The 19,397-nt window shown below is 69.8% G+C and carries 19 protein-coding genes; 13 read left to right on the forward strand and 6 right to left on the reverse strand.

Annotated features, from left to right (window positions below):
- Position 1: 1 nt before the first annotated feature.
- A complete protein-coding gene (locus EIZ45_RS37050) occupies positions 2-1,225 on the reverse strand; it encodes a YihY/virulence factor BrkB family protein (protein ID WP_240690886.1) in 1,224 nt (407 codons plus the stop codon).
- 227 nt (positions 1,226-1,452) lie between these two features.
- Between EIZ45_RS37050 and EIZ45_RS37055 the strand changes: the two genes are divergently transcribed.
- From EIZ45_RS37055 to EIZ45_RS37075, 5 genes are all read left to right on the forward strand, one after another.
- Positions 1,453-3,198: a DEAD/DEAH box helicase gene (locus tag EIZ45_RS37055; RefSeq protein ID WP_037819238.1), complete on the forward strand. Its 1,746-nt coding sequence runs from the start codon at positions 1,453-1,455 to the stop codon at positions 3,196-3,198.
- Between the two features lie 349 nt (positions 3,199-3,547).
- Complete coding sequence (locus EIZ45_RS37060; protein WP_037819186.1) at positions 3,548-4,684, forward strand: sugar ABC transporter substrate-binding protein; 1,137 nt, start codon at positions 3,548-3,550, stop codon at positions 4,682-4,684.
- A 95-nt stretch (positions 4,685-4,779) separates the two neighbouring features.
- A complete protein-coding gene (locus tag EIZ45_RS37065; protein ID WP_134668168.1) occupies positions 4,780-5,553 on the forward strand; it encodes an ATP-binding cassette domain-containing protein in 774 nt (257 codons plus the stop codon).
- 17 nt (positions 5,554-5,570) lie between these two features.
- Complete coding sequence (locus EIZ45_RS37070) at positions 5,571-7,004, forward strand: sugar ABC transporter permease (protein ID WP_134668167.1); 1,434 nt, start codon at positions 5,571-5,573, stop codon at positions 7,002-7,004.
- A 22-nt stretch (positions 7,005-7,026) separates the two neighbouring features.
- The gene (locus tag EIZ45_RS37075) at positions 7,027-8,196 is read left to right on the forward strand and encodes an ROK family transcriptional regulator (protein WP_043829305.1); all 1,170 of its coding nucleotides are present in this window, start codon (positions 7,027-7,029) and stop codon (positions 8,194-8,196) included.
- Positions 8,197-9,081: 885 nt separating this feature from the next.
- Here EIZ45_RS37075 and EIZ45_RS37080 read toward each other — a convergent pair.
- Entirely contained in the window at positions 9,082-9,261 is a 180-nt protein-coding gene (locus EIZ45_RS37080) for a hypothetical protein (protein ID WP_037358805.1), read from the reverse strand.
- Positions 9,262-9,602: 341 nt separating this feature from the next.
- Here EIZ45_RS37080 and EIZ45_RS37085 point away from each other — a divergent pair, with 341 nt between their 5' ends.
- From EIZ45_RS37085 to EIZ45_RS37095, 3 genes are read left to right on the forward strand one after another with little or no spacing between them, the layout of a single operon-like run.
- A complete protein-coding gene (locus tag EIZ45_RS37085) occupies positions 9,603-10,403 on the forward strand; it encodes a DMT family transporter (RefSeq protein WP_043838437.1) in 801 nt (266 codons plus the stop codon).
- A gap of 58 nt (positions 10,404-10,461) precedes the next feature.
- Complete coding sequence (locus tag EIZ45_RS37090; protein WP_167756670.1) at positions 10,462-11,814, forward strand: glutamine synthetase family protein; 1,353 nt, start codon at positions 10,462-10,464, stop codon at positions 11,812-11,814.
- Positions 11,802-12,557, forward strand: coding sequence for a hypothetical protein (locus EIZ45_RS37095; RefSeq protein ID WP_134668165.1), 756 nt, complete (start codon positions 11,802-11,804; stop codon positions 12,555-12,557). The genes EIZ45_RS37090 and EIZ45_RS37095 overlap by 13 nt, the downstream gene beginning before the upstream one ends.
- Here EIZ45_RS37095 and EIZ45_RS37100 read toward each other — a convergent pair.
- A complete protein-coding gene (locus EIZ45_RS37100; protein ID WP_134668164.1) occupies positions 12,527-12,913 on the reverse strand; it encodes a helix-turn-helix domain-containing protein in 387 nt (128 codons plus the stop codon). The two genes, EIZ45_RS37095 and EIZ45_RS37100, sit on opposite strands and share 31 nt — an antisense overlap.
- Between EIZ45_RS37100 and EIZ45_RS37105 the strand changes: the two genes are divergently transcribed.
- Entirely contained in the window at positions 12,813-13,610 is a 798-nt protein-coding gene (locus EIZ45_RS37105; protein ID WP_255443712.1) for an NAD(P)-dependent oxidoreductase, read from the forward strand. The two genes, EIZ45_RS37100 and EIZ45_RS37105, sit on opposite strands and share 101 nt — an antisense overlap.
- Positions 13,611-13,612: 2 nt before the next feature.
- Here the strand turns inward: EIZ45_RS37105 and EIZ45_RS37110 are convergent, their stop codons facing one another.
- From EIZ45_RS37110 to EIZ45_RS37125, 3 genes are all read right to left on the reverse strand, one after another.
- Complete coding sequence (locus tag EIZ45_RS37110) at positions 13,613-15,046, reverse strand: APC family permease (RefSeq protein WP_037819174.1); 1,434 nt, start codon at positions 15,044-15,046, stop codon at positions 13,613-13,615.
- 169 nt (positions 15,047-15,215) lie between these two features.
- Complete coding sequence (locus tag EIZ45_RS37120) at positions 15,216-15,869, reverse strand: response regulator transcription factor (protein WP_037819172.1); 654 nt, start codon at positions 15,867-15,869, stop codon at positions 15,216-15,218.
- Positions 15,866-17,041, reverse strand: coding sequence for a histidine kinase (locus EIZ45_RS37125; protein WP_134668227.1), 1,176 nt, complete (start codon positions 17,039-17,041; stop codon positions 15,866-15,868). The genes EIZ45_RS37120 and EIZ45_RS37125 overlap by 4 nt, the downstream gene beginning before the upstream one ends.
- Before the next feature lie 124 nt (positions 17,042-17,165).
- On the opposite strand from EIZ45_RS37125, the gene EIZ45_RS37130 reads away from it, so the two are divergent.
- From EIZ45_RS37130 to EIZ45_RS37145, 4 genes are read left to right on the forward strand one after another with little or no spacing between them, the layout of a single operon-like run.
- Positions 17,166-17,735, forward strand: coding sequence for a hypothetical protein (locus EIZ45_RS37130; protein WP_037819170.1), 570 nt, complete (start codon positions 17,166-17,168; stop codon positions 17,733-17,735).
- On the forward strand, positions 17,732-17,935 hold the full coding sequence (locus EIZ45_RS37135; protein ID WP_037819169.1) for a hypothetical protein: 204 nt from the start codon (positions 17,732-17,734) through the stop codon (positions 17,933-17,935). Before EIZ45_RS37130 ends, EIZ45_RS37135 begins: the two co-directional genes overlap by 4 nt.
- A 10-nt stretch (positions 17,936-17,945) precedes the next feature.
- Positions 17,946-18,323, forward strand: coding sequence for a hypothetical protein (locus EIZ45_RS37140; RefSeq protein ID WP_134668162.1), 378 nt, complete (start codon positions 17,946-17,948; stop codon positions 18,321-18,323).
- Positions 18,324-18,344: 21 nt separating this feature from the next.
- Positions 18,345-19,322, forward strand: a complete 978-nt coding sequence (locus EIZ45_RS37145; RefSeq protein ID WP_134668161.1) for a phosphotransferase family protein — start codon at positions 18,345-18,347, stop codon at positions 19,320-19,322.
- Positions 19,323-19,397 lie beyond the last annotated feature (75 nt).

Raw genomic sequence — 19,397 nt, forward strand, 5'->3', positions numbered from 1 at the left:
CTCAGCCCTGCGAGCGCGGTTCCGAGCCGGAAGAAGGTTCGGAGCCGCGCTGGTCCGGGGCACGCTCAGGCCGCGCGAGCTGCACGGTCTCCGATTCGGGGCGCTGCACCTCGGCGCCGTTCGGCTCGTCGTGGCCGGTCTCGGACTCGGCGGGGTCGTCTTCGGGGTGCCGTTTCGGCCGGCGCAACGGCATCGTCGTGCGGTCCCACAGGCGACGGCCCTCCTCGGCCCGCATCCGTTCGTTCGCGCGTTCCATCTCCAGCCGCCGCCACTTGCGCCGCTGCCGCCGGGTCGCCTTCGCGGGCCACAGCTCCTGGATCGCGCTGTTGAAGTACGCGCCGCCGACCACCGCGAGCCCGATGAAGAACATCAGCAGCAGGAACGCGATCGGCGCGGCCAGCGCGCCGTAGGTGTAGCCGGTCTTGGTGATCCAGTTCAGGTAGATCCGCAGCCCGATGCTCGACACCAGGAACACCACGCCGGCCAGCATCGCGCCCGGCAGCCCGCGGTGCCAGGGCAGCCGGCGCGGCAGCGCGAGCTTGTACAGCGTCGTCAGCGCGAGCGCGATCATCACGCCCAGCACCGGGTAGTAGAGCGTGCCGACCCAGGACGAGACCGTCGGCCGCCAGTCGACCGGGAAGAACTCCGGCAGCAGGTCCGGCCCGATCGCCAGCAGCGGAAGCCCGATCACGAGCCCGATCAGCGCGCACAGGTACAGCAGCAGCGCGAAAATCCGCTGCCACACCTCGTTGCGGACGCCGTACTGGTCGTGCGCGACGGTGATCGCGTCGACGAACGACGACATCGCCGACGAACCCGCCCACAGCGAGATGACGAAGCCCACGGACACGATCTCGCCCTTGCCGACGGTGAGGATGCTGTTCACCGTCGGTTCGATGATCTCCTGCACGGCGTTGGCGCTGAAGATGGTGTGGCTGAAGGTGATGATCCGGTCGTGCACCGCGGTGACCACGTTCTGGCCGAACCACTCGCCGATGAACCCGACGCTGCCCAGCAGCCCGAGCAGCAGCGGCGGGAGCGACAGCGTCTGCCAGAACGCCGCCTCGGCGGCCTCGGAGAAGATGTTGCCGTCCCACGCTTTCGCGAGCGTGCGGGTGAGCAGCCGCCACGGCCCCCTGCGCACGGTCTTCTCCGGCACGCTCTTCTTCGGCACTGCCTTGCCGTCCGGCTCTGCCTCGCCGGCGTCCGGTGTCACCTCGCCCATGGTGTGTCCCAGCATGGTCCATGCGCGCGGTTTTGGCTCGTCACCCCCGCCGAGAGGGGGCGTGTCGGAGGACACCACCCGTGGCGGTGGCGGGCGCCCGGGGACTCGGAAGGTAAGCTGGCCGACGTGCCCTCATCGCGGCGCCCGGCGGCGAAGCCGGTGCCACAGTGGGGGTTTTCGCACGTCACGGCCGCGCGGAGCGGCCCGAGGAGGGGGTGAACCGAGTTTTGTCCGAGACGACCCAGCCGGTCCTCGGGGCGCCGCCCGCAGCGACGGACTCCACCGCGCGCCCGCTGCGCGCCTGGCAGCGCCGAGCGCTCACGAAGTACCTGTCGAGCAAGCCGAAGGACTTCCTCGCGGTCGCGACGCCGGGCGCGGGCAAGACCGTCTTCGGCCTCCGGATCGCCGCCGAACTGCTGTCGGACCGCACGGTCGAGGCGGTCACGATCGTCACCCCGACCGAGCACCTGAAGCACCAGTGGGCGGCCTCGGCCGCGGCGGCGGGCATCCCGATCGACTCGAACTTCCGCAACACCACCGGCGTCACGTCGTCGGACTACCGCGGCGTCGCGGTCACCTACGCGCAGGTCGCCGCGCATCCCACGCTGCACCGGGTGCGCACGGAGAACCGCAAGACCCTGGTGATCCTCGACGAGATCCACCACGCGGGCGACGCGAAGTCCTGGGGCGACGCGACCAGCGAGGCGTTCACGCCCGCGGTGCGCAGGCTCGCGCTCACCGGGACACCGTTCCGCAGCGACGACTCGCCGATCCCGTTCGTCACCTACGAACCGGACGGCGGCGGGTTCCAGCGCAGCAAGGCCGACCACTCCTACGGCTACTCCGACGCCCTCGCCGACGGCGTGGTCCGGCCGGTCGTCTTCCTCGCCTACTCCGGCGAGGCGTCGTGGCGCACCAGCGCGGGCGAGGAGTTCACCGCGCGGCTGGGCGAGCCGCTCACCGCGGAGCAGAACGCGCGCGCTTGGCGCACGGCGCTCGATCCGGCGGGCGAGTGGATCCCGGCGGTGCTGCAGGCCGCCGACACGCGGCTCAGCCAGGTGCGGCAAGGAATCCCGGACGCGGGCGGCCTGGTGATCGCCACCGACCAGGAAACCGCGCGCGCCTACGCCAAGATCCTGGAGCGGATCTGCGGCGAAACGCCGACGCTGGTCCTGTCCGACGACCCGAAGGCGTCCGGGCGGATCAAGGAGTTCTCCGAGACCAAGGAACGCTGGATCGTCGCGGTCCGGATGGTGTCCGAAGGCGTCGACGTCCCGCGGCTCGCCGTCGGCGTGTACGCGACCAGCGCGTCCACCCCGCTGTTCTTCGCGCAGGCCATCGGCCGCTACGTGCGGGCCCGGAAAAAGGGCGAGACGGCGAGCATCTTCCTGCCGAGCGTGCCGGTGCTGCTGGAACTGGCCAGCGAGCTGGAAGCGCAGCGCGACCACGTGCTCGGCAAACCGCACCGGGAGAAGGAAGGCTGGGACGACGAACTGCTCGCCCAGGCCAACCGCACCGAGGACGAACCGGGCGAGGAGGAGAAGGCGTTCACCTCGCTGCACGCCTCCGCCGAGCTCGACCAGGTCATCTACGACGGCAACTCGTTCGGCACCGCGGTCTTCTCCGGTTCCGACGAGGAGCAGGAGTACCTCGGCCTCCCCGGGCTGCTGGAGCCGGACCAGGTCCGCGCGCTGCTGCGCAAGCGGCAGGAAGAGCAGATCTCCGACGAGAAGCGGCGCAAGCCGAAGGACGAGCAACCGGCCGCGCCGCCGGTCCGGTCGCAGTCGGTGAGCGAACGGCTCGGCGCGCTGCGCAAGGAGCTCAACGCGCTGGTCGGCGTGTACCACCACCGCACGAAGAAGCCGCACGGCGCGATCCACAACGAACTGCGCCGCCAGTGCGGCGGCCCGCCCACCGCGATGGCGACGGTGGAGCAGCTCGAAGAGCGCATCGTCACGCTGCGCTCCTGGTAGTTCTCCGGGCGAAACAGCGGGGCGCACGGCGGGTCCGTGCGCCCCTTCCCCAGGTAGAACGGTTCGTCCGGTTCGATCCGGGCGCCTGAACGGGCACCCCTGCCCTGCGGACCGGACAAGACCGGACAAGTTCTCGTTACGCTCGGTGCGTGGCAGGGATCACTCAGTCAGCGCAAGCCCCTGATGAGGGCTGCGTTGCCGAACCGTGTCCATTTGGTGTCGGTTACTCGATCCCGCCATCTTCCGCAGAGCCGCTCCGCGGCATATGTTGTCGGCCACAACATATCTGCGACGGTGCACGGGGACCCCTCCCGATCACCCCGCGAGCATGATCGGAGAAGGAACGAGGATGCGCACCAGAACCCTTACCCTCCTCGCCGCGACGGTGAGCGCCGGCCTGGCGCTTTCGGCGTGCGGCGCCAACAGCGCGGGCTCCGGCAACTCGGGGGACAGCAAGAGCTCCGCCTCCGCCCCGGCAGGCGGCGGCGCCAACGGCAAGGTCGGCGTGATCCTGCCGGAGACCGCCACTTCGGCCCGCTGGGAAGCCTTCGACAAGCCGATGCTGCAGGCCGCGCTCTCCGCGCAGGGCTTCAGCGCCGACATCCAGAACGCCCAGGGCGACAACCAGAAGTTCTCCACTCTGGCCGACGGCTTCATCAGCTCGGGCGTCAAGGTGCTGGTCATCGCCCCGTCCGACCCCGCGGTCGGCGCGGCGATCGAGGCCAAGGCCAAGAACGCCGGCATCCCGGTCATCGACTACGACCGCCCGAGCCTCGGCGGTTCGGCCGACTACTACGTCTCGTTCGACAACGAGAAGGTCGGCGAAATCCAGGCGCAGGGCCTCGCGGACGCGCTGAAGAGCAAGCCGGGAGCCAACGTCGTCCAGATCGAGGGCGCGCCGACGGACAACAACGCGACCCTGTTCGCCAACGGCCACGACAAGGTCCTCAAGCCGCTGTACGAGTCCAAGGCGCTGAACCTCGTGCAGAAGCAGCCCATCGACAACTGGGACGCCCAGGTCGGCGGCACGACGTTCGAGCAGATCTTCACCCGCGTCGGCGGCAAGGTCGACGGCGTCGTCGCGGCGAACGACGAGCTGGCGGGCGCGGTGATCACCGTGCTGAAGAAGAACGGCCTCAACGGGAAGGTCCCGGTCACTGGCCAGGACGCGACCGCGGCCGGGCTGCAGGCGATCCTGCGCGGCGACCAGACGCTGACGATCTTCAAGCCGATCAAGGAAGAGGCCGAGAACACCGCGAAGCTGGCCGCCGCGCTGGCCAAGGGCGACAAGGCCGCCGCCGACGCGATCGCCACCGGCAAGCTGCACGACCCGAAGAACAACCGCGACCTGAAGTCGGTGCTGCTGCAGCCGCAGCTGATCACGATCAAGGACATCAAGACCGTCGTCCAGCAGGGCTACGTCAAGGCGTCCGACATCTGCACCGGCGACCTCGCCGCCAAGTGCACCGAAAACGGCATCTCCTGACGCAGCAGTAACTCCCCGCCAGAGCAGCCGGGCCGGGACGCGTTCCCCCGACGCGCGTCCCGGCCCGGTATCCACGCGAGAGACAAGCGAATCCCATGAGCGAGCCCATTCTCGACATCACCGGCCTGAACAAGAGCTTCGGCCCGGTCCACGTCCTGCACGACGTGGACTTCGCCGTGCGGGCGGGCGAAGTGACCGCGCTCGTCGGCGACAACGGGGCCGGCAAGTCCACTTTGGTCAAATGCATCGCGGGCATCCACCCGTACGACACCGGAGCCGTGCGGTTCAACGGCGCGGACGCGCACATCCGCGGCCCCAAGGACGCCGCCGAACTCGGCATCGAGGTCGTCTACCAGGACCTCGCCCTCGCCGACAACCTCGACATCGTGCAGAACATGTTCCTCGGCCGCGAGCGCGGCAGCAGCTGGCTGCTCGACGAGGCCAGCATGGAGAAGGCCGCGCGCGAGACGCTGGCGTCGCTCGGCGTGCGCACGGTGAAATCCGTCCGCACCCCGGTTTCCTCGCTGTCGGGCGGTCAGCGCCAGACGGTCGCGATCGCGAAATCCGTGCTGTGGAACAGCAAAGTCGTCATCCTCGACGAACCGACCGCGGCGCTCGGCGTCGCGCAGACCAAGCAGGTGCTCGATCTGGTGCGCCGGCTGGCCGAACAGGGCCTCGGCGTGGTGCTGATCAGCCACAACATGGCCGACGTGTTCGAGGTCGCGGACCGGATCGCGGTGCTGTACCTCGGCCGGCTGGTCGCGGAGGTGCAGACCGGCGGCGTGACGCACAGCCAGGTCGTCGAACTCATCACCGCGGGCCGATCGGGCGATCTCGGCCTGGCCCGTCCCGAAGCTGTCGCGCTGTGAGCGAGAAAGAACCCGCCATGACCGAAACTTCCGAGAAGCCGCAGACGCCGGACGCGCCCTCCGGGGCGATCGCCGACTTCGGCATCGACACGACCTCGCTGTCCACCGGCGAGGCGATCAAGGACTACTTCGCGCGGATGAAGGACGGGCAGCTCGGCTCGATTCCCGCCGTGCTCGGCGTGATCGTGCTCGCCGTCCTGTTCAGCGCGCTGTCCGGCGACTTCTTCACCCTGCAGAACATCGCCAACCTGCTCGAGCAGGGCGCGGGCCAGACCATCATCGCGATGGGCATCGTGTTCGTGCTGCTGCTGGGCGAGATCGACCTGTCCGCGGGCACCGCGTCCGGCGTCTGCGCGTCGCTGATGGCGCTGCACTATGTCCACAATGGAAACCTGCTGGGCTCCATGGGAACCGGCGTCTTCATCACGTTCATCGCGGTGCTCGTGCTCGCGGTGGTGCTGGCGCTGCTGCAGAAGATCTGGGCCGGGGCGGCGGTTTCGCTGATCGGCATCGTGGTGATCATGGTCGGCGCGCCGGTCAACGCGTGGGTCGAAATGCTCATCGCGGTCTGCACCGGCACCGCGATCGGCTGCATCACGGGTTTCCTGGTGTCGAAGATCGGCATGCCGTCCTTCGTCGTCACGCTGGCGCTGTTCATCGTCTGGCAGGGCGTGATCCTGCAGTTCGTCGGCGAAGGCGGCACGCTGCCGATCAGCACGAGCGACACGCTCAACGCGGTCGCCAACGGCAACCTCTCGATCGTCGGCAGCTGGGTGCTTTTCGTCGTCGCGGCAGGCGGATACGCGGTTCTCGCGCTCGGACAGCACTTCTCGCGGCTGAAGCGCGGGCTGGTGGTCCAGCCGACGCCGATCGTGCTGGCGAAGGTCGGCGCCATCGCGGTCGTCGCCGCGGTCGCGACCTATCTGCTCACCATCAACCGCGCGTCGAACGACCTCGTCGTGATCGCGGGCGTGCCGTACGTGGTGCCGATCGTCCTGGTCCTGCTGGTGGCGGGCACCTACGTGCTCAACCGCACCAAGTACGGCCGGCACCTGTACGCGGTGGGCGGCAACAAGGAAGCCGCGCGCCGCGCCGGCATCAACGTGCCGAAGCTGCGCACCAGCGTGTTCGTGATCAGCTCGTCGTTCGCGGCGATCGGCGCGATCGTGTACTCGTCGAAGGTCGGTTCGGTCAGCGGCCAGTCCGGCGGTCTGAACACCCTGCTGTTCGCGGTCGGCGCGGCGGTCATCGGCGGCACCTCGCTGTTCGGCGGCAAGGGCCGGATCATGGACGCGGTGATCGGCGGCGCGGTGCTGGCGATCGTGAACAACGGTCTCGGCCTGCTTCAGCAGAAGGCCGCGGTGGTCAACATCATCACCGGTCTGGTGCTGCTGCTGGCCGCTTCGGTGGACGCGTTGTCGCGACGGCGGGCTGAGGCGTCAGCACGCTGAGGGCAGATGGGAAGATGATCCGGTGAGCAGCCCGCCCGTCGCCCGCCCGGACGAGGTGCGTCGGCACAACCGCACGACTCTGTTGCGCCTGCTGCACGTCGGCGGGCCCAGTACGCGGGCTGCCCTGGCCACCGAACTGGGGCTCAACCGGAGCACCATCAAGACCCTCGTCGACGGTCTCGCCGAGGCAGGCGTGGTCGAGGAAAAAGTGCCGAGGCCAGGGCGAGGGGCGGGCCGCCCCTCGCTCCTGGTCCTGCCGCAGCCGCACGCCGCGGTGGTGCTCGCGGTCGATTTGCAGGTCGAGCACGTGGCGATCGCGCTGGTCGGGCTCGGCGGGCAGATCCTCGGGCGCAACAGCTGGAACCTGCACACCCGGACGCGGACCGCAGACGAGGTGATCACGCACGTGATCGAGTCGACCCGGGTCCTGGCGAGCGACCTCGGCGTGGAACCGATCGCGGTCGGCGTGTCGGTGCCCGGGGTGGTGCGACGGGCCGACGGGCTGGTGCACGAAGCGCCCAACCTGCGGTGGACCGATGTGGCGCTCGGGGACCGGCTGTCGGCGGTGCTGCGGATTCCGGTGCTGGTGGCCAATGACGCCGAACTGGGCGCGGTTGCCGAGCATTTGCGCGGGGCGGCTCGGGGGTCTTCGGACTCGGTGTACGTGTCCGCGGACGTCGGCGTTGGCGGCGGGGTGATTTCGCAGGGGTCTTCGCTGCGCGGCGGCGCTGGGTATGTCGGCGAGATCGGGCACATGGCGATCCGGCCTGGCGGGCGGGCTTGCTATTGCGGCAGCCGCGGATGCTGGGAGACCGAGATCGGCGAGGCGGCGCTGTGCCGGGCTCTGGGGTTGCCGGAGGACACGCCGCGCGGGGTGATTCTCGTTGAGCTGCGGGAGCTGGGGCTGGATGCTGTCGCGGCTTCTTCCCGGTTGGCTGAGTATGCGGAATGGCTGACGTTGGGGTTGGTCAACGTGGTCAACCTGCTGGGGCCGGAGCTGGTGGTGCTGGGGGATTTGCTGACTGTGCTGCCGGAGTCGGTGATGCGGGCGGTTGCCGAGGAGGTTCGGGGGCGGAGTTTGGTGTCTCGGGCTGTTGGGGGGACTCGGATCGTGAGTTCGGCTTTGGGGGCGGATGTGAAGCTGCTGGGGGCTGCTGAGGTGGCTTTTGAGGTGGTTCTGGATACGGTTTGACGTCCTCTTCGGCTCGTCGCCTGGCGGCGACATCGGCCTCTTGGTTGCGTGGGGCACCCCGAAGTTTGATTGTGCTGACGGTTCGGGGGTGCTTGTCAAGGCGGGAAAGATGCCTTGACAAGCACCCCCGAACCGCAGGGGAGCTTCGTATCGGGGTGCGGGGGAGGGCTGGGTGCCTCGATGTTTTGGGTGCACCGGCTGCGGTTCGTGGGTGGTGGTGGCTAGCGCCCCAATGCCGCATTGGGTGCGTCGGATGCACCCAATGTGGCGTTCGGTGCGTGGGATGCACCCAATGCCGCATTGGGGCGCATCGCTGGCGGGGCTGCGGCGAGGGTTGTCCGTGAAGGGCTCATTGAGGGAATCCAATTCCCTCAATGAGCCCTTCACGGACCGCTCACCCCATATCCCGCCTCGGCCGCACCGCCGACCTGGGCAAACACGCCTCGAAACGCACCTGCTACGCCTCTTGAGTCCCTGGCATTGGAATCTAGGTCCGTGAAGGGGCCCCTCGCCGCCGGTGGCTGGTCGTGAGGGCCACCCTGAGGGAATCAGAGTCAATGAGGGTTCCCCTCATTGACTTGGGGGAAGTGTTTCGGGGGCGGAGTGTGCGTTTGCCCGGTTGACAGGGGGCAGGAACGCGGCGAGGTGGGGTCCGGCGTGGGCCCACGCGCGGAGGTCAGCGCTCGCCGCCGTGGCGGGCATGAGCGGCCAGTGCGGAGGCCCAGGACTCGCTCAGGCAGCCGAGCGGAGCCGGTCCGGGCCTCAATCGCCTGGTGCGGCTGCCGAGGCAGCAAAAACGAGCGTGTAACCCGGCCCGAAAAACGCCGGAGGCGGCAAGCGCGCTGCGCCTGCCGCCTCCGGGTAGCTGTTGTCGGGTGAGCGAACTTACTTCTGGATCTCCGCGGCCAGTTCCTTGAGCTTGGCCTCGTGCTCTCGGGCGTGGTGCCCGCAGAAGAGCAGCTCGCCTCCGGAGCTGAGGACAGCGCGTACCTGAGCTGCTGCTCCGCACCGGTCGCATCGGTCGGCTGCGGTCAATTCGGGGCGGGTGAGCGTCGGCGTTGTCATGGGGGTCTCCCTCCGTCCCGGCACCGGTCGCCCGGTGCCTCGATCCAGCTACGCCCACTTCGGTGTCGATGCCTTCGGCGGGGATCGCTTCCGGCTCCGCGGTGTTCGTGCTTCCACTCTTGCAGACGTTTGGCGGCCCGCAAGTGTTCCCGCGCCGGTGGGAGGTGCGTCACGCCGAATTAGCCCGGTTGCCGCAGCGGCGTCCCAACCCGTAGGACCAGACCACCCGCCGCTTGGCGTTTTCCGTGGTCAGGCACCATGCGGGAGTGGGCATTGCACTCTCCTGGAAACGCGTGAACGCGATTCCGGCACCGGTCTTGTTCGTTCTCAGCGGAATTTCCATGTATGCCGGTGCGGCCATCGCGGTCGACCTCTTCGGGCACGCCACGCCCTCCGGGGTTGCGTGGCTGCGCTGTCTCGGGGCAGCCGTCGTGCTGCTGCTGTGGCGGCGGCCGCCGAAAGCAGCCTGGCGGGGCAAGCGGCTGCTGCTCGCGGGCGCTTTCGGCGTCGTCACGGCGGGGATGAACGTGGTCTTCTACGAGGCCATCGCGCGGTTGCCGCTGGGCACGGTCGTCGCGCTGGAGTTCGCCGGTCCGGTGGTCGTGGCGGCGATTGGGTCACGGACCCGGCGCGATTTGATCGCGCTGGTCCTGGTGGCGCTCGGGGTGGTCGCGATCGCGGACGTGCGGATCGCGGGCAGTCCGCTCGGCGTCGTGTTCGCGCTGGCCGCGGCGGCTGCTTGGGCGGGGTACATCGTGCTGGGCAAGCGGGTCGCGATCGGCGGGGACGGGCTGGATTCGCTCGCGGTCGGGTTCGTGGTGGCGACCGTCGTGCTGTCGCCGCTCGCGCTGGGCACCGGCGAAGTGTGGGGTTCGCCACGCATGCTGCTGCTCGGGATCGGCGTCGGCGTGTTGTCCACCGTTGTGCCGTACGCGCTCGACCAAGTGGTCCTGCGCCGCCTCGGGCAGGCGCGGTTCGCGGTGCTGCTGGCATTGCTGCCGGTGACGGCGGGGGTCGTCGGGTTCGTGGTGCTCGCGCAGGTGCCGAGCGTCGTCGAAGCGATCGGGACGCTCGCCGTCGTCGCGGGTGTGGCGTTGCGCAGCCGTGACGATGCCGGGCCGGTCACTGAGCCGCCCGGGTGAACATTCGCGGATGGCCCGGACGGCGCGGGCCCGCGATACTGATCCCGAGGAGGTTGCCATGACCAAGGCGGCGTCGGCGGCGGCGAAAGACCTGGCCGCGGCGGGGGTCGGTGGCGTCCACCTGGCCTGGGCGGACAACAACGGCATCCCGCGCTCGCGGGTGGTCCCGGTCGGCGGGCTGGCCGACGCGGCGGTCCGCGGCGTGGGCGCGACCTCGCTGTTCGCGGTCTTCGACAGCCACGACGCCATCACGTACGCCCATTCCGGCCTCAGCACGCCGTCGGGCGACATCCGGCTGGTACCGGTCGTGGAACGCCTCCGCCGGCTCGCCGGGCAGCCTGCGCTGGCCTGGGTGCCGGTGCGGCAGATCGCCGCGGACGGTTCGCCGTGGCCGTACTGCCAACGTTCCGTGCTGGAGTGGCAGGTCGCCGAGGCAGCACAACGTGGTCTCGAATTCCGGGCCGGGTACGAGCTGGAGTTCTCCGTCGCGCCAGCGGGCAGCGAGGACGTCGTATCCGCGCCGGGACATCGCGGTCCGGCCTACAGTCCGCACGCGCTGATCGGCCTGGACGACTTCATCGCCGCGCTGCTGCACGATTTCTCCGCGAACGGCCTGCAGATCGGCCAGCTGCACGCGGAATACGGTGTGGCGCAACTGGAATTGTCGCTCGCTGCCACGGATCCGGTCTCCGCGGCGGACGATCAGCTTTTGGCGCGCCAGACCATCCACGCGGCCGCGCACGCACACGGGCTGGTGGCGACTTTCGCGCCGATGATCGGCCTCGGAGCCGCGGGAAACGGCTGGCACTTGCACACTTCGGTCCGTCGCAAGGGGCGCAACCTCCTGGCTGGCGACGGGGTGCCGGAAGGCGAAGGCGCGGCGTACCTCGGCGGGCTGCTGCGGGATTTGCCCGCGCTGACGGCGATCACCGCGCCGAGCGTGCCGTCGACGATGCGGTTGCGGCCAGGGTTTTTCGCTGGTGCGTATGCGTTCTGGGGCGTCGAAAACCGCGAAGCGCCGCTGCGCTACGTCCCGGGCACGGCGCTGCTCGGGACGGAGCACGCGAATGTCGAGCTGAAGACGTCGGACGCGTCGGCCAATCCGTATCTCGCGCTGGCGGTAGTGCTCGCTGCCGGGATGGCCGGGATCGAGGATTCGGCGGTCCTGCCGGACCCGATCGCGGAGGACCCGGGCGGCTGGAGCGAAGGGGAACGGAACACCGCGGGCGTGCTGCCGCTGCCGGCGAGTCCGTCCGAACAGGACACTGCGCTGCTGGCGAATCCGCGCGTGTCCGGGGCGCTGGGGGACGAGCTGCTCGGCGCGTTCCGCGCGGTGCGCGCCTCGGACGCGGCGTGGGCCGCCGAGCGGGCGCCTGAGGAGATCGTGGCGGCGCATCTGTGGCGGTACTGAACACGGGGCTTTCCGACGTCCACTGGCTTCCCGGCGGTGCGCGCCTGGTCGCCGAGGCCCGGGCGGAACTGCCGCAGAAGGACGGTTTGGCGGCGGCCTTCACCGGGCTCGTGACGCTGCGCGCGGCGGACATCGCGGTGCCGGACCAGGACGAGGTCGCGATCGCTGCCGGGACCGTACGCGCATCGCCCAGCCGTCCGGCAGGTGCGTTGTCCCGCAACGACTTCCGCCTTCCGGTGCCGTTCGACGAGACAGCTGCGGGCACCTCGCTGGACGGCTTGGCCGCAGCCATCCGGACGCTGTCGGAAGAGAAGCTGGCGGTGGTTCCGGCGCTGGGGGAGTGGAGCGCGTCGACGGTCTCGGATTTGCTGCTGGGCCTGTGGGAATTGCCGCGAGTGGCGGTGCTGGCGCGGGTCGACCCGGCGGAACTGGGATCGCCGGACACGCCGGAACGAGCGCTGCTGGACTACCTCGACACCGGCATCCCTCCACTGTGGACGAACCGGTGGCGGCCGCCCGCGCCGCACCACGTGCTGATCGCCGGAGTCCGGCTCGGCGCGGAGGGAACGCTGCTGTCCGTTGTGGACACTTACCGCGAACTGGGCGACGACGGCGTGCACGACCAGCCGGTGGAATGGATCGCGGCGGGGCTCGAATCGGTGCTGCTGGTGGCGGACTCCCGGCACGAGGAGTCGTTGGCGCAGGCGGTTTCCTACGCCGGATTGCGCACCGGCACGGTGTAGCGTTCCTGCGCGTCCAGCAGTTCTTCCCAGTGCTCGGCGACCCAGCCGTACACCGTCTTCATCGGCTCCAGCAGGCTGCGGCCCAGCGGCGTCAGCGCGTATTCGACGCCTGACGCCGGGTCGGCGTGCGCCGTGCGGGAGACGAGGCCGGAGCGTTCGAGGCCGCGCAAAGTCTGGGTCAGCACCTTCGGCGTGACGCGATGCAGCGGCACCCGCAGTTCGGAGAACCGGCGCGGCCCGTCCTCCAGGCAGCGGATGACCAGTGCGGACCACTTGTCCCCGAACCGGAACGGCACCAGCGCGGACGGGCACAGCTCCTCGAACAGGTCGGGAGGCAAGGGCTGCCGAACGGTCATCGCGGTCTCCTCTCGAAGTATCCCGGAGGGAACCGGCCCCCTGGCTACCTTCCAGAGCATCGACACCCCAGGAGGTATTCCCACGATGAGCAAGATCGTTGTTTTCGGGGCGGGCGGCCGGGCCGGACGGCAGGCGGTCGCGGAGGCACGGCGACGTGGACACGAAGTCACCGCGGTGGTCCGCGATCCCGCGCGCTACCGCGACTTGGCTGACGTCGCCGCTGGCGATGTCACCAGCGCGGCCGATGTCGCTGCCCTCGCCGCCGGGCACGACGCGGTCATCAACGCGGCGGCTGTTTACGGCGAGGGCACTGACCCGCACGCGTTCTTCACCAACGCCGCACACGCGCTCGTTGTGGGATTAGCGCAGGCCCGGCTGGTCGCGGTCGGGCTGTCCGTGCTGCTGCCCACCGCTGACGGAACCCGGGCGCTGGACTCGGGTCCGGCGGAGTTCCGGCCCTTCTGCCTGGCACACGCGGCGGGGCTCGAGGTGTTGCGCGCCGAAGGCGCCGGGCTGGACTGGGTGTACGTCAGCCCGGTCGGCGACTTCGACCACGACGGCGAGCGCACCGGCCGCTACGAAATCGGCGAGCAGTTCGACTTCTCCGCCAAGATCTCGTACGCCGACTTCGCCGTGGCGCTGCTCGACGAAGTCGAGAACCCGCGGCACCACCGCGTGCACCTGGCAGTGGCCTGAACCTACTTGGCGAAGCGGGAGTGCTTGCGGCCGTAGAAGAAGTAGATCAGCAGGCCGATCACGAGCCACGCGGCGAACCGGATCCAGGTCATCACGTCGAGGTTCAGCATCAGGTAGAAGCACGCCACCGCGGCGATGATCGGCACCACCGGCGAGAATGGCACGGTGAACGGGCGCTTCAGGTCCGGGCGGCGCTTGCGCAGCACCGGCACCGCGACCGCGACGATGATCATCGCCGACAACGCCCCGATGCTGACCATGTCGGCCAGCGCCGAAATCGGCACGAACGCCGCCAGCACGGCGATCAGCGCGGCCCCGCCGATGGTCATCCGGTGCGGCGTGCCCCAGCGCGGGTGCGCCGTGCCGATCGCCTTTGGCAGCAGGCCGTCGCGGCCCATCGCGAAGCCGATGCGGCCGATCGTGACCAGTTCGACCATCATCACCGACGTCAGCCCGGTGACCGCGCCCAGCGAGATCAGCGCGCCGACCCAGTGCTGGCCGACCCGGTCGAACGCGTCCGCGAGCGGCGCGCCGGAGTCGATGTCGGTGTAGTGGACCATGCCGGTCAGCACGATCGAGACCCCGATGTAGAGCACCGCGCACACGGCCAGCGCGCCGAGGATGCCGACCCGGAGGTCCTTGCGCGGGTTGATGGTCTCCTCGCCGAGGTTGGCGAGCGCCTCGAACCCGGTGTAGGCGAAGAACACGACCGCCGCGGCGGTGACCATGCCGGCGATGCCGTACACCGACTGCTCGAGCCCGAGGACGGCCTGGACCACCGGCTGGTGCAACGCGTTCGCACTGCTCGACGGCGGCTGCGCGGGCGGGACGAACGGGGTGAGGTTCGCACCCTTCACGAAGAACACGCCGACGGCGAGGATGAGCACGCAGACCGCGACCTTGACGAGCACCAGCAGGTTCGTGAGCCACGAGGACTCCTTGATGCCGACCACGGCCACGACCGTCAGCACCGCGATGATCAGCACCGCGCCGACGTTGACCGTCGCGCTCTCGCCGAACCAGTCCGGCGACAGTCCGAGCAGGTTCGCGAGATAGCCGGACCAGCTGCGCGACACCACGGCCGCGCCGAGCGCGAACTCCAGCAGCAGGTCCCAGCCGATGATCCAGGCGAAGACCTCGCCGAGGGTGGCGAAGGCGTAGGTGTAGGCGCTGCCCGCGGTCGGCACGCTGGAGGCCAGCTCGGCGTAGCAGAGCGCGGCGAGGCCGGCGACCACCGCGCCGATCACGAACGAGAGCGTCACCGACGGCCCGGCGTGCGTTTTCGCCTCGACCCCGGCGAGGGTGAAGATCCCGGTGCCGATGATGATGCCGACGCCGAACCCGATCAGGTCGCGTCCCCTGAGCCGCCGCTTCAGCTCGCCGGATTCCTGTCGCTTGAGGACTTCGTCGACGTCGAGAGTTCTCCGCTCACCCATGGGGGAACGTTAGAAGGTGACGGCCCGACGCGCAGATCGGCTATCCGGGTGGAGTGAGGCCGTGGTCCTGGGCGAGCATCGTCGCCTGGACGCGCGAGCGCGGGCTGAGCTTGGCGAGCGCCCGGGAATCGTGGGTTTTCGCGGTGGCTTCGCCGGAGGCGCGGGTCCGCTATCCGGGCGGCTCGATGCCGTGGTCCTGGGCCAGGATCGCCGCCTGCACCCGGGATCGCAGGCCGAGCTTGGCCAGCACCCGGGAAACGTGCGTTTTCACCGTCGCCTCGCCGATGTACAGCCGGGTGCCGATCTCGGCGTTCGAGAGCCCTGCGCCGAGGCAGCCGAGCACCTCGCGCTCGCGTTCGGTGAGGTCGGCGAGACCGGTCGGGGCGGGCGAAGGCCCGGCCGGGGTGCTGGCGAACGCGGTGATCAGCCGTTTCGTGACCTGCGGGGCGAGCACGCCCTCGCCCGCCGCGACCAGCCGGACTGCCTCGATCAGCCGCGGCGCCTCGACCGATTTCAGCAGGAACCCGGCGGCCCCGGCGCGCAGTGCGGCGTGCACGTACTCGTCGAGGTCGAAGGTGGTGAGGACGAGGACTTCGGCGAGCCCCTCGGCGATCAGCTGGCGGGTGGCGGTGATCCCGTCGGTGCCGGGCATCCGGACGTCCATCAGGACGACGTCCGGCCGCAGCGCGCGGGCCTGGCGCAGGGCTACCTCTCCATCAGCGGCCTCGCCGACCACCTCGATGCCCTCGGCGTTGCCGAGGATGAGCGCGAGCCCGGCGCGGATGGCTCCGTGGTCGTCGGCGACGAGGACTCGGACGGTCATGACGGCTCTCCGGCAAGGGGAAGTTCGGCGTGGACAAGCCAGCGCGGCCCCGACGGTCCTGCTCGCAGGGTGCCGCCGACGGCGTGCGCGCGCTCGCGCATGCTCAGCAAACCGTGCCCGCCGCTGTCGGGCTGGGTCGGCGCGCCGAGCAGTTCGTTGCCGATTTCGACGGTCAGCGTGTTGTCGGCCACGCGAAGCCGCACGGTCACCCGGCCGCCCGGGGCGTGTTTGACCGCGTTCGTCAGCGACTCCTGCGCGATCCGGTACGCGGTGAGGTCGACCGCGGTCGGCAGTTCTTCGTCCACAGTGGAATCCACGGTGACCGTCATACCGGCCGCGCGTGCCGATTCCACCAGCCTGGCCAGTTCGGCCAGCCGGGCCGGAGCGGTCACCTCGTCCTCGGCGGATTCCGAACGCAGCAGGCCGATCATCGCGCGCATTTCCTCCAGCGCGCGCACGCTGTTCTCCCGCACCGCGACGAGCACGGTCTGCGCGGTCTTCGGATCGTCCGCCATGGACAGTGCTGCCTCCGACTGGATGGCGATAGCCGACAGATGCCCGGCAACGACGTCGTGCAGGTCGCGGGCCATCCGCGCGCGTTCGGCTGCCACCGCTGCCCGCCGGTCCAGCGCGGCGATTGTCGCGAGCTGTTCGGCGTTGGCGCGTTCGGACGCCGCGATATCGCTCTGCTGGCGCACATTCGCGCCCCACCACACTGGGACCAGCAGGAACGACAGCATGCTGAACGCGCCCAGCGCCGCCGCCCGCCAGCCCGCCACGGCCAGGAACACGAACAGCACGGTGAGCGTGACGGTGGCGGTCACGCCGACCAGCACCCGGGTCGTCCACCGGGAACCGTGCAGCATCGCGGAGTACAGGAAATCCGTGTACGCGATGACGATCGGCAGCGACAGGCCCAGCGCGACGTCGACGCCGACGATCCCGGTGGCGGCCAGCAGCCCCCACGGCACCGTCCGGCGCAGGAACGCGGCGAGGCACATCGCGCCGAGTTCGGCGAACCGGCCCCAGAGCGGGAACGGGTCGCCGTTCGGCAGCAGCTGGTGGCCGCCGGTGAGGTACAGCATCGTGCCGCCGGCGAACACCGCGAGCGCGACGAGGCCGTTCTGCTGCCACGGCGGCAGTTCGCGCGGCCGGGGGAGGGCCGAGCGCAGGTCTCGCAGGCGCACCCGACCATGACAGCACACCGCGGCGGCCCGGTCGTCCTACGAAATGATGACCCCCCGATCGTGCCGTCCGCTGACGCGCGCGGACGCCCGAGCCCGCGACAGTGAAGCCATGGACGAGTTTCTGAACAGCCCGTTGACCGCGGCCATCGTGGCGTGCGAGATCGGGTTCTGGGTCTTCATCGCGGCCGGGCTGCTGACCCGGTACGCGCTGCGCAAGCAGAAGGCCAGCACCGTGCTGCTCGCGCTGGTGCCCGTGGTGGACCTGGTGCTGCTGGTGATCACGGTGATCGACCTGATGAACGGCGCGACGCCGAACGTGACGCACGGGCTGGCCGCGGTGTATCTGGGCTTCTCGGTGGTGTTCGGCCCGTCGATGGTGGAGTGGGCCGACGTCCGGTTCGCGCACCGCTTCGCCGGCGGTCCGCGGCCGGAGAAGCTGTACGGCCGCGCGAAGGCTCGCAAGGAATGGCGCGAATGGGGCAAATGCGTGCTGGCCTGCGCGATCAGCGCCGGGCTGTTGCTGCTCGCGATCGTGGTGGTCGGCAAATCGGGCCACGTCGAGCCGCTGTGGGGCTGGCTGCCGCGGCTGGGCACGGTCACCGGTCTGTGGTTCGTGTTCGGACCGCTGTGGCAGGAGATTTTCGGTTCCTCCGCGCCGAAAAAGGAGGTGTCGCGATGATCGAGCTGATCGGCGTTCTCCTGGTGGTGCAGGGCGCGGGCGGGCTGATCAACCGGATCGCCGGATCCGAGCACCCGAGCTGGTTCCTGCAGTTGCACGTGCTGCCGCCGCAGCTGCACGTGATCGCCAGCATCGTCCTGCTCGGCGCGGGCGTGGCGGTGCTGTTCGCGAACCGGGCGCGCAACCGCCGCCGCGGCTAAACTCGGGAGCATGGCGGCCGGTCCGGTTCTGCTGTTCGCCGTGGTCAGCGTGGCCCCCTCGGCGTTGTTCTGGGCTGCCCTCCGCGTTCCCGCGCTCTGCCGCTGGCTGCGTCGGCGACGTGCCGTTCCCGTGCCGTCCGCACCGCCGGTGGAGCAGGTGGCCGCGGACTTGCGCCGAGTACGCCGGACCCTCGCGCAGCTTCCCGCCGGAACGCCCGCCGCACGCCGGATCGGCACCCGGCAGGCGTACGACGAACTGCTCGTCACCGCCTGCCGCGAGATCGGCGTCGAACACCGGCTCGACGGCTTGCGCGAGGGTGCCGACCGGGATCTCGAACGGCTGCGGATCGAGGAATCGCTGAGCCGTAAAGGATTAGTGCTGTCCTGAGCGGAGTGGCAGGATGCCCCGGTGGACTTCCAGCCTCAAGACCGGCCCTCGGACGCGTTCCAGCAACCCCTCTCCGCCGACCAGATCGAACTGCTGTGCCGCCGCGCGCTCGGCACCAGCGTGCGGTCCGCCGTCGAAATCGGATGGGGCGGCTACAACAACACCTACCGGGTGGAGCTGGCCGACGGCCCGGCGATCCTGCGCGTCGCCCCGGAACCGGCGCGGCAGACGCGGATCGAGCCCCAGTTCATGCGCAACGAATACCTTGCCGCGCCGTACTTCGCGCCGATCTCGCCGCTGATGCCGCGCACGCTCGCGGCCGATTTCACGCACCAGGTCATCGGCCGCGATTACGTGCTGCAGGCCGTTCTCCCCGGAGAGCCCGGCCCGGAAGTCCTCCGGGGCTTCGAGCCGGAGGAACGGGCGCCGTACTTCCGCCAGCTCGGCGAAATCACCCGCGCCATCCACGACGTGCGCGGCCCCGGTTTCGGCCTCGTGGCCGGGCCGCATTTCGCGACCTGGAGCGAAGCGCTGATCGCGTACTTCGAGGACAACGCCGCGGACGTCGAAGACCTCGGCCTCGACGGATCGGACCTGCGCGAGGTAGCCGCTTGGGCGAAGCGCGACGCCGCGCTGCTCGACGAGATCGCCGAACCGCGCCTGCTGCACGGGGATCTGTGGCACGTGAACGTGATGCTGACGCCGGAACTGGAGATCGTCGGGGTGTTCGACCACGACCGCAGCTGGTGGGGCGACCCGGCGGCGGACTGGACGATCCGCATGGCGTCAGCGAAAACCGGCTCGAGGCGGGACTGGTTCTGGGACACCTACGGCCAGCCGGACGCATCCCCGTCGGCGCGGCGGCGGGCGTTGTACTACGAAGCCCGGCATCTCGGTGCGGTGCGGTTGGAGCGGTATCGGCTGGGCAAGGAGGGGAAGGTCGAGGAGTCGTATCCGGAGGTGGCCTCGATTCTCACTGAGCTGAGCTCCGGAGCCTGATCTGCCGCAGGTACGTGAGGGGAACCCTGAGGGAATTGAACTGCTCCCCGGAAGTTGGACTGGGAATCTGGTTCC

The sequence above is a fragment of the Amycolatopsis sp. CFH S0740 genome (assembly GCF_004522315.1).
Lineage (GTDB): Bacteria > Actinomycetota > Actinomycetes > Mycobacteriales > Pseudonocardiaceae > Amycolatopsis > Amycolatopsis nivea.

What these genes read in the sequence shown, in the direction of transcription:
- EIZ45_RS37050 (WP_240690886.1), bottom strand. Translation starts at nt 1,225, where the DNA reads ATGGGCGAGGTGACACCGGACGCCGGCGAGGCAGAGCCGGACGGCAAG.
- EIZ45_RS37060 (WP_037819186.1), top strand. Translation starts at nt 3,548, where the DNA reads ATGCGCACCAGAACCCTTACCCTCCTCGCCGCGACGGTGAGCGCCGGC.
- EIZ45_RS37065 (WP_134668168.1), top strand. Translation starts at nt 4,780, where the DNA reads ATGAGCGAGCCCATTCTCGACATCACCGGCCTGAACAAGAGCTTCGGC.
- EIZ45_RS37070 (WP_134668167.1), top strand. Translation starts at nt 5,571, where the DNA reads ATGACCGAAACTTCCGAGAAGCCGCAGACGCCGGACGCGCCCTCCGGG.
- EIZ45_RS37080 (WP_037358805.1), bottom strand. Translation starts at nt 9,261, where the DNA reads ATGACAACGCCGACGCTCACCCGCCCCGAATTGACCGCAGCCGACCGA.
- EIZ45_RS37085 (WP_043838437.1), top strand. Translation starts at nt 9,603, where the DNA reads ATGTATGCCGGTGCGGCCATCGCGGTCGACCTCTTCGGGCACGCCACG.
- EIZ45_RS37090 (WP_167756670.1), top strand. Translation starts at nt 10,462, where the DNA reads ATGACCAAGGCGGCGTCGGCGGCGGCGAAAGACCTGGCCGCGGCGGGG.
- EIZ45_RS37105 (WP_255443712.1), top strand. Translation starts at nt 12,813, where the DNA reads ATGACCAGTGCGGACCACTTGTCCCCGAACCGGAACGGCACCAGCGCG.
- EIZ45_RS37100 (WP_134668164.1), bottom strand. Translation starts at nt 12,913, where the DNA reads ATGACCGTTCGGCAGCCCTTGCCTCCCGACCTGTTCGAGGAGCTGTGC.
- EIZ45_RS37110 (WP_037819174.1), bottom strand. Translation starts at nt 15,046, where the DNA reads ATGGGTGAGCGGAGAACTCTCGACGTCGACGAAGTCCTCAAGCGACAG.
- EIZ45_RS37120 (WP_037819172.1), bottom strand. Translation starts at nt 15,869, where the DNA reads ATGACCGTCCGAGTCCTCGTCGCCGACGACCACGGAGCCATCCGCGCC.
- EIZ45_RS37130 (WP_037819170.1), top strand. Translation starts at nt 17,166, where the DNA reads ATGGACGAGTTTCTGAACAGCCCGTTGACCGCGGCCATCGTGGCGTGC.
- EIZ45_RS37135 (WP_037819169.1), top strand. Translation starts at nt 17,732, where the DNA reads ATGATCGAGCTGATCGGCGTTCTCCTGGTGGTGCAGGGCGCGGGCGGG.
- EIZ45_RS37140 (WP_134668162.1), top strand. Translation starts at nt 17,946, where the DNA reads ATGGCGGCCGGTCCGGTTCTGCTGTTCGCCGTGGTCAGCGTGGCCCCC.